The 9,083-nt window shown below is 66.7% G+C and carries 8 protein-coding genes; all 8 read left to right on the plus strand.

Translation table 11 applies throughout. The annotated features are described in order from the left end of the window. Positions 1-126 precede the first annotated feature (126 nt). The 8 genes from JWP90_RS10050 to xerD are packed head-to-tail and all read left to right on the plus strand — an operon-like array spanning position 127 to position 8,038. The gene (locus tag JWP90_RS10050) at positions 127-1,152 is read left to right on the plus strand and encodes an HAD-IIA family hydrolase (RefSeq protein ID WP_297363351.1); all 1,026 of its coding nucleotides are present in this window, start codon (positions 127-129) and stop codon (positions 1,150-1,152) included. 21 nt (positions 1,153-1,173) lie between these two features. After that, positions 1,174-1,332: a hypothetical protein gene (locus tag JWP90_RS10055; RefSeq protein ID WP_177216866.1), complete on the plus strand. Its 159-nt coding sequence runs from the start codon at positions 1,174-1,176 to the stop codon at positions 1,330-1,332. Continuing rightward, complete coding sequence (locus tag JWP90_RS10060; RefSeq protein ID WP_297363341.1) at positions 1,329-2,168, plus strand: TlyA family RNA methyltransferase; 840 nt, start codon at positions 1,329-1,331, stop codon at positions 2,166-2,168. Before JWP90_RS10055 ends, JWP90_RS10060 begins: the two co-directional genes overlap by 4 nt. Positions 2,169-2,173: 5 nt before the next feature. Further along, the gene (locus tag JWP90_RS10065; protein WP_297363343.1) at positions 2,174-3,091 is read left to right on the plus strand and encodes an NAD kinase; all 918 of its coding nucleotides are present in this window, start codon (positions 2,174-2,176) and stop codon (positions 3,089-3,091) included. Beyond that, positions 3,084-4,805, plus strand: coding sequence for a DNA repair protein RecN (gene recN, locus JWP90_RS10070; RefSeq protein WP_297363345.1), 1,722 nt, complete (start codon positions 3,084-3,086; stop codon positions 4,803-4,805). Before JWP90_RS10065 ends, recN begins: the two co-directional genes overlap by 8 nt. Positions 4,806-4,814: 9 nt before the next feature. Next, a complete protein-coding gene (locus JWP90_RS10075) occupies positions 4,815-6,500 on the plus strand; it encodes a CTP synthase (protein WP_297363353.1) in 1,686 nt (561 codons plus the stop codon). Then, a complete protein-coding gene (locus JWP90_RS10080; RefSeq protein ID WP_297363347.1) occupies positions 6,493-7,131 on the plus strand; it encodes an NUDIX hydrolase in 639 nt (212 codons plus the stop codon). The genes JWP90_RS10075 and JWP90_RS10080 overlap by 8 nt, the downstream gene beginning before the upstream one ends. A 1-nt stretch (position 7,132) precedes the next feature. Next, entirely contained in the window at positions 7,133-8,038 is a 906-nt protein-coding gene (gene xerD / locus JWP90_RS10085) for a site-specific tyrosine recombinase XerD (protein ID WP_297363349.1), read from the plus strand. Positions 8,039-9,083: the final 1,045 nt, after the last annotated feature.

Below are 9,083 nucleotides of genomic sequence, written 5' to 3' on the forward strand. Positions count from 1 at the left end.
AGATCGACGAAGCATCCAAGATCGACGAAGCATCCGACATCGACGACGCGGGCGAGATCGACGACGCGGCAGAGAACGACATGACCGTAGGAGAAGACACCAATCACGACGAGGAGACGCTTGATGATGCCGCTGCTGGGCAGGAAAAGTAACACAGCGGCGCCGCTCGACGGCGTCGACGTCCTGCTCGCCGACCTGGACGGTGTCGTCTACGCGGGACCCGGAGCGATCCCGCACGCGATCGAGAGTCTCAATCGGGCCGCGGAAAGCATCCGTGTCGGGTACATCACCAATAATGCGTCGCGCACCGACGCATCCGTCGCCGCCCACCTGACCGAACTGGGCCTTACCGTTGCGCCGAACGACGTCGTGACAAGCCCGCAGGCTGCCGTCCGTCTGCTCGCCGACTCTGTGCGGAGCGGGTCGACGGTGCTCGTCGTCGGCGGCGACGGCCTCGTCGACGAACTCGTCAAAGGCGGATACACCGTCACGCGATCGGCTGAGGACAGCCCGGCCGCTGTGCTGCAGGGCTTCGCGCCCGACGTGAGCTGGACCGAGCTTGCCGAGGCAGCCTACGCGCTGCACCCGCGGGAAGACGGCGTCGAGATCCCCTGGATTGCGACGAACACGGACTGGACGATCCCTCAGGCCCGCGGCATCGCGCCAGGAAACGGCACGTTGGTCTCAGCCGTGCACACCGCCGTCGGTCGCCTCGCAACGGTCGCCGGCAAGCCGGAGACTCCCATTTTTCACGAGGCCACCGCCCGGTTCAGTGCGAAGAATCCGCTCTTCATCGGTGACCGGCTCGACACCGACATCGTCGGCGCCAACCGCGCCGGCATGGACTCGGTGCTCGTGCTCACCGGTGTCGACAAGGCCAAGCATGTGCTCGCCGCAGACAAATTCTCGCGTCCGACGTACATTCTCGAAGACCTTCGCCAGCTCCACGAGGCGTACCCGGCAACCCGGATGTCACGCAACGGCAGCGAGGCGACCGTCGGCAGGTCCGTGGTGCGGATCGACGGAAACGACGTCGTCATCGTGCGGGACGGGGACACCCCGATCGACCTGCTGCGCGCCGCGTGTGCGGCGATCTGGGCGTCAGGGCGGGCGATTTACGGCTTCAACGTTCCCGAACGGCTGTATTCCTGATCGCCCGGGTAACCTAGGAACGTGAGCGAAGAGATGCACGAAGCGGGCGATGCCCTGGTTTCGCAGCTGCGCCTGGTCGAGGACCAGCCGCTCGACGAGCGCGCCCGTGCATACGTTCAACTGCACGAAGAGCTCCGCGCCAAACTCGAAGGTGGCGACGCGGCATCGTCGCGGTCGTGAGCGGTCAGCAGGTGCCAGACGCTGACCAGCGCCTCGACGCTGCGCTGGTGTCCCGCGGCCTGGCCCGATCGAGAACCCTCGCTGCGAGGGTGATCGCTGACGGTCTGGTCACTGTCGACGGTCGGGCGGTCGTCAAGCCTGCCACGAAGGTCCGCGACAATCAGGTCCTCGTCGTCGCCGGCGCTGACCACTACGTCAGCCGGGGCGCCCACAAGCTCATCGCGGCGCTCGACGCATTCCCGGTCGACCCTGCCGGGCGGGTGGCCCTCGACGCCGGTGCGTCGACCGGAGGATTCAGCCAGGTGCTGCTCGAACGCGGCGCCAGGACGGTCATCGCGCTTGACGTGGGTCACGGCCAGCTTTCGCCCGAGATCTCCGGCGACGCCCGCGTTGCCGTCGTCGAAGGGTTCAACGTTCGCGACCTCACTCCTGAGAGCCTCGCTGGAGCATCCGGTGTTCCGGACCGCCCCGATCTCGTCGTCGGCGACCTCTCATTCATCTCGCTGACCCAGGTGCTCGACGCGCTTCAACGCTCCGCGCAGCCCGGCAGCGACTTCGTGCTGCTGATCAAGCCGCAGTTCGAGGTGGGTCGTGGGGGGATTCGCGAAGGGATCGTGCGGAACGCCGCCCTTCGCGCTGACGCCATCGCCACCGTGCTCTGGTATGCGTGGGACCTCGGGCTCGGCACGGCCGGGTTGATCCCGTCACCGATTGTCGGCGGTCACGGAAACCATGAATACGTTGTGTGGTTGCGCGAAGCGGGCGGCGTGCCGGGCGGTGTCGCCGCCAATCCGACAGAATGGCTAGATCGAATGACCGAGATGGCTGGAGCGTGACCGGAATGAGCTCAGAAGCTCGGAACATCCTTGTGGTGTCGCACACCGGCCGATCCGATTCGCTCGACGCCGCGGTGCAGGTGATCGCCCAGCTTCTCGACGCCGGTGCCGTTCCGGTGCTCCAGCGCGACGAGCGTGAGGAGATATGCGCGACGGGCCTTGCGCCCGAGGACCTCGCGATCCTGTACGAGGACGTACGCCCGGCCGACCTCGAGCTGGTGATCGTGCTCGGCGGTGATGGCACGATTCTTCGGGCCGCAGAGATCGTGCGCGGGTTCTCCGCGCCGATCCTCGGCGTCAACCTCGGCCACGTCGGGTTCCTCGCCGAGAGTGAGCGCGATGACCTCGCCGACGCCGTCCACCGTGTGATCGGCCGGGACTACCTCGTCGAAGAGCGCATGACGCTGTCCGTGCGGGTGAAGCGCGACAGCGAAGTCATCTTCGAGACCTGGGCGCTCAACGAAGCCACGGTCGAAAAGGCAAGCCGTGAACGGATGCTCGAGGTCGTGATCGAAGTCGACGCCCGCCCGCTCTCCAGCTTCGGCTGTGACGGAGTCGTTGTTTCGACACCGACAGGGTCCACCGCGTATGCCTTCTCGGCTGGCGGTCCGGTGATCTGGCCGAGCGTCGAGGCGATAACGATGGTGCCGCTCAGCGCTCACGCCCTTTTCGCCCGCCCGATCGTCGTCGGTCCGGACTCGTCGCTGGCCATCGAGGTGCTCAAACGCACCGATGCGACCGGCGTCCTCTGGTGCGACGGTCGCCGCACGCACGATCTAGAACCCGGTGCCCGTGTCGTCGTTCGGCGTTCGTCTGTACCTGTGCGACTTGCTCGACTGCACGAAAGTGCATTCACCGACCGACTCGTGAAGAAGTTCCACCTGCCTGTTTCCGGGTGGAGGGGACCTGCGCCCCGTGATTGAGGAAATCGGCATCCGTGACCTCGGGGTCATCGCTGAGGCAACGCTTCCGCTCGGCCCCGGATTCACCGCCATCACCGGCGAAACCGGTGCGGGGAAAACCATGGTCGTCACCGCCCTCGGCCTGCTGCTCGGCGGCCGTGCCGACTCAGGTGTCATCCGGCAGGGCAACGAGTCCACGAGCGTGGACGGTCGCTGGATCGTCCCGGCCAACGGCGACGTCGCCGAGCGCGTGCGTGAGGCCGGGGGAGACGTCGACCCGTTCGGCGTCGACGCCGAACTGACGTTGGGTCGCTCGGTGCTTGCCTCAGGCCGAAGCCGCGCGCAGGTCGGCGGGCGTAGCGCCCCGGTCGGTGTGCTTGCCGAACTGGGTGAGCAACTCGTCGTCGTGCACGGCCAGTCAGACCAGGTTCGCCTCCGGTCCCAGGCAGCCCAGCGGGACGCGCTCGACAGGTTCGCGGGCGAGGAGCTAACGGCACGGCTCGCCGACTACCGGTCGGCCTTCACCCGCTATCTCGCGAACGTCGCCGAACGCGACATCCTCATCGAGGAGCGTGACCGCCGTGCCGCCGAAGCAGATGACCTCCGGCTCACTATTGCGGAGATCGACGCTGTCGCCCCTCAACTCGGTGAAGACGACGAACTCGCCGCCCGCGCAGAACGCCTGACCAACATTGAGGATCTTCGCATCGCTGCGAGCTTCGCGCGCGAGGCGCTGTCGGCAGAGGGATCCGACGCCCCGGATGTCGTCACCCTGCTGGAGGCCGCCCGCCGGCAACTCGAGAGGGTCGCGGCGCACGACGCCGAACTGGGCACGCTGGGGGAGCAGGTCGCGACCACGAGCTACGCGATCTCCGAAATCGCGCTCGAACTCTCCAGCTACCTCGCCGGCCTCGACACCGATGGGGCCCGTGAACTTGAGATCATCCAGGAACGCCGCGCCGAGCTCGGCGTACTCCTGCGCAAGTACGGCCCCGGCATCGATGAGGTGCTCGCCACCCACGAAACGGGCAACGCCCGCCTGCTCGAACTCGACGGTGACTCCGACCGGATCGAGGACCTCACGCGCATCGTCGACGAGGACGCCGTTCTGGTCGACGATCTCGCGGGGCGGATCTCTGAAATCCGCCGTGCCGCAGCCACCCGGCTGGGCGAAGCCGTCTCCGCCGAACTCACCGCACTGGCCATGCCGGACGCCATCGTCGTGATCGAGGTCACCGACCAGCCCGAGCTGAGCCAGCACGGCCGCGACTCCGTCGTGTTCCTCCTCCGACCGCACCCGGGCGCTGAACCACGTGCCATCTCGAAAGGTGCGTCAGGCGGCGAATTGTCACGGGTGATGCTCGCCATCGAGGTGGTCATCGCCGGTCGTGACCCTGTGCCGACCTTCGTCTTCGACGAAGTCGACGCCGGCGTCGGCGGGTCAGCAGCCATCGAGATCGGCAGGCGCCTGGCCAGGCTCGCCGAGACCGCGCAGGTCATCGTCGTCACCCACCTGGCCCAGGTCGCCGCGTTCGCGACCAACCATCTCGCTGTCGTGAAGTCCAGTGACGGCACGGTGACGGCATCCAGTGTGCGACAACTGACCGGACCGGAGCGGGTCGCCGAGATGGCCAGACTACTCTCCGGGCTCGCTGACAGCGACTCAGGCTTGGCCCATGCCGAGGAGCTGCTTTCGCTCGCACGGTCGAACCGCTCGTCTCAGGTGATAGGATAAAAGCCCGTGGTGAACATTACGAACGCGGACATTCCAAACGACACGACCAAGCACATCTTTGTGACCGGTGGTGTCGTTTCTTCTTTGGGCAAGGGACTCACGGCGGCAAGCCTGGGTAACCTCCTCACGGCTCGGGGACTGCGTGTTGTCATGCAGAAACTGGACCCCTACCTGAACGTCGACCCTGGAACGATGAACCCGTTCCAGCACGGCGAAGTCTTCGTCACCGACGATGGCACCGAGACCGACCTCGACATCGGCCACTACGAGCGTTTCCTCGACATCAACCTGAGCCAGGCGGCCAACGTCACCACCGGCCAGATCTACTCGACGGTCATCGCGAAGGAACGTCGCGGCGAATACCTTGGTGACACCGTGCAGGTCATCCCGCACATCACCGACGAGATCAAGCGGCGCATGCGGTTGCAGGCCACGAACGACCCGAAGCCCGACGTGATCATCACCGAGGTCGGCGGAACCGTCGGCGACATCGAGTCGCAGCCGTTCCTCGAAGCGGCGCGCCAGGTGCGCCACGAACTCGGCCGCAAGAACGTATTCTTCGTGCACGTTTCACTCGTACCGTTCATGAACGCGTCGGGTGAGCAGAAAACCAAGCCGACGCAGCACTCCGTCGCCGCCCTGCGCGCGATCGGTATCCAGCCGGATGCCCTCGTGCTGCGCAGCGACCGGCCCGTCTCCGAATCGAACAAGCGCAAAATCGCGCTCATGTGCGACGTCGACGAGGCGGCAGTCGTCAACTGCGTGGACGTGCCAAGCATCTACGACATCCCCTCGGTGCTCCACGACCAGGGTCTCGACGCGTACATCATCGACCTGCTCGGCCTCGAAGCCGGCGACGTCGACTGGGCGGCCTGGTCGCCGGTGCTCAAGGCGGTTCATGAACCCAAGCACGAACTCACCATCGGGTTGGTGGGCAAGTACATCGACCTTCCGGATGCCTACCTCTCGGTCACCGAGGCGCTGCGGGCGGGCGGATTCGCCCACGAGTCCAAGGTCAAGCTTGAGTGGATCGCGTCGGATGAATGCGACACACCGGAGGGCGCGGCAAAGGCGCTCAGCGGCCTGGACGGAATCTGCATCCCAGGCGGTTTCGGCATCCGGGGTATCGAAGGCAAGCTCGGTGCGCTGAAGTTCGCCCGCGACAACAAGATTCCGACGCTCGGCCTGTGCCTCGGCCTGCAGTGCATGGTGATCGAGTACGCCAGGAACGAGGCCGGACTGGCCAGCGCCAGCTCGAGCGAATTCGACCCTGACACGCAGTTCCCGGTCATCGCGACGATGGCCGAGCAGGTTGAGATCATCGCCGGGGGAGACCTCGGTGGCACCATGCGCCTCGGGCTGTACCCGGCCAAGCTCACCGAGGGTTCGATCACGGCGGAACTCTACGGTTCGACCGAGATCTCCGAACGCCACCGCCACCGCTACGAGGTCAACAACCGGTACCGCGACCAGATCGCCGACGCTGGCATGGTCTTCTCGGGCACCAGCCCTGACGGCCAACTCGTCGAGTTCGTCGAGCTGGACCGCGCCGAGCACCCGTTCTACGTCGGCACCCAGGCGCACCCTGAACTGCGGTCACGTCCGAACAACGCGCACCCGCTGTTCCGCGGTCTCATCGGTGCTGCGCTCGAGCGCAAACAGGCCAGCCTGCTGTTCGACGTGAGCAATGACTGAGTCTGCGCTGGAGGACACCCTCGCCGACGTCGAGGTCCGTTCGAGCGAACTGGCCTTCGACGGCATGGTCTGGGGCGTTCGCCGTGACGTTTTCGACTACAACGGTGAGGACATCAACCGCGAGTACCTCGACCACCCGGGGGCTGTCGCGGTGTTCGCGCTCGACGAGGAAGACCGGGTGCTGCTGATCAAGCAGTACCGGCACCCGGTTCGCATGCGGGAGTGGGAGATCCCTGCCGGGCTTCTCGACATCGTCGATGAGGATCCGCTGGCGGCGGCTAAACGCGAACTCGCCGAGGAAGCCGACATTCAGGCGACCGAGTGGGCTGTGCTCTCTGAGTTCTTCACCAGCCCAGGGGGCAGCGACGAGGCGATCAGGATCTACCTGGCCCGCGGGCTCTCCGCGGCGGACGCGGTCTTCGACCGCACGCATGAAGAGGCCGACATGGAGCTGCGTTGGGTTCCGCTCGACGATCTGGTCGACGCGGTGCTGGTTCGTAAGCTGCAGAACCCGTCACTCGTCATCGGCACCCTTGCCGCCTACGCCGGTCGTCAGCGGGACTGGGCGACGCTTGCGGCGGCGGACTCTCCGTGGCCCCGGCATCCGAAACTCAGGTCCTTGGGCGACTGACATGCCGCTCGCGCGCGACCTCGACCTGTACCTGCGGCACGTGTCGATCGAGCGTGGCCTGGCGCCGAACACTGTGGCCGCATACCGGCGCGATCTCGGCGGCTACGTCGAGTGGCTCGGCGCGCGGGGGATGGGCGAAGTCGTCGATGTGTCGCAGCAGCAGGTGTCTGAGTACGTGCGTGAGCTGGGCACGCGCGAGGAAACCCCGTTGACGGCGTCATCCCTTGCCCGGGTGTTGTCTTCGGTGCGCGGTTGGCACCGGTTCCTGCTCGAGGAAGGGCGGCTCGAGACCGACGTGGCCCGTGAGGTGAAACCTCCCAAGCTGGCGAGCCGGTTGCCGAAGGCGCTGAGCGTCGACCAGGTGACGGCGTTGCTCGATGCCGTCTCCGGCGACGACGTGCAGGCGTTGCGCGATCGGGCGCTCCTCGAGTTGCTCTACGCCACCGGTGCGAGGGTGAGCGAGGCGGTGTCGCTCAACGTCGACGACGTGTTCGATGAGGACATCGTGCGGCTCCGAGGCAAGGGCAACAAGGAAAGAATCGTGCCGCTCGGCCGGTTCGCCCGCGATGCTCTTGACGCGTACCTGGTGCGTGCCCGACCCGTGTTCTCGGTTAGGGGAGTCGCCACTCCTGCGCTGTTCGTCGGCATCCGTGGGCAGCGGGTGTCGAGGCAGAACGCCTGGCTGATCATCCGGGCCGCAGCCGAGAAGGCGGACCTGGTCGCCCAGGTGTCGCCGCACACGCTGCGGCACTCTTTTGCGACGCATCTGCTCCAGGGCGGAGCCGATGTGCGTGTTGTCCAGGAGCTGCTTGGGCACTCCTCGGTGGCGACGACGCAGATCTACACGATGGTGACAGCGGACACCCTCCGTGACATGTACACCACGGCCCACCCGCGCGCTCGGTAGCTGGGCACGGGTGCGCCGCTACTCATAACTCCGCCAGGTCGGTCGTCGGTAGGCAAGCAAGCCCCGGAATGATGGCAAATACGGTTCGGACGGTACGGGCCGCAGGTTGGCGGAGTTGTGTGCGGGGCGGGGTGCTGGCAGCGGGCGGCGGGCGACGGGCGACGGGCGGCGGGCGACGGGCGACGGGCGGCGGACGATGGGCGGCGTCCCACGGGCGGCGAACGATGGCGACGCGACGGGGCCGGTTGTGGGTGGATCGGCACGCCTGATGTACTCATAACTCCGCCAGGTCGGTCGTCGGTAGGCAAGCAAGCCCCGGAATGATGGCAAATACGGTGCGGATGGACGGTACGGGCCGCAGATTGGCGGAGTTGTGTGCGGGGCGGGGACTGGCAGCGGGCGGCGGGCCACGGGCGGCGTGCCACGGGACTCGCGCGATGGCGACGCGACGGGGCCGGTTGTGCGGGTGGGCAGGGTCGCACGCGGTGGGCGGCGAGTGCCACAAGACTCGGGCGATGGCGACGCGACGGGGCCGGTTGTGGGTGGATCGGCAAGCCTGATGTCTCATAACTCCGCCAGGTCGGTCGTCGGTAGGCGAGCAAGCCCCGGAATGATGGCAAATACGGTGCGGATGGACGGTACGGGCCGCAGATTGGCGGAGTTGTGTGCGGGGCGGGGCACTGGCAGCGGGCGGCGGGAATCCGGTTCTGCACGATGACCCGGTCCTGGCGGGTATTCGGTGCTGGAGCTGGTGCTGGTGCTGGTGCTGGTGCTGGTGCTGGTGCTGCGGCTGCTCCGTTGTGCGTAACTCCGCCGAATGCGCTGGAACGTGCGCGGACAGAAGCCATATGTGGCGACGGATCGGCTGGCTCGGCCGCGCATTGGCGGAGTTGTGCCACGGCAGTGGTCGAACCGAAGGGCAGTGGGTGCCCGACTGGGGTGCGTGGGTGACGTCCGCGCTTCCCGGGCTGGCGTTGCCCGCGCAGCACAGGCTCCGCAGCCATCAACTGTGGATAACCCTCCCGTGGGGTCGGGGACTGCTCTA

Source organism: Mycetocola sp. (genome assembly GCF_025464835.1).
Taxonomy (GTDB): domain Bacteria; phylum Actinomycetota; class Actinomycetes; order Actinomycetales; family Microbacteriaceae; genus Mycetocola_A.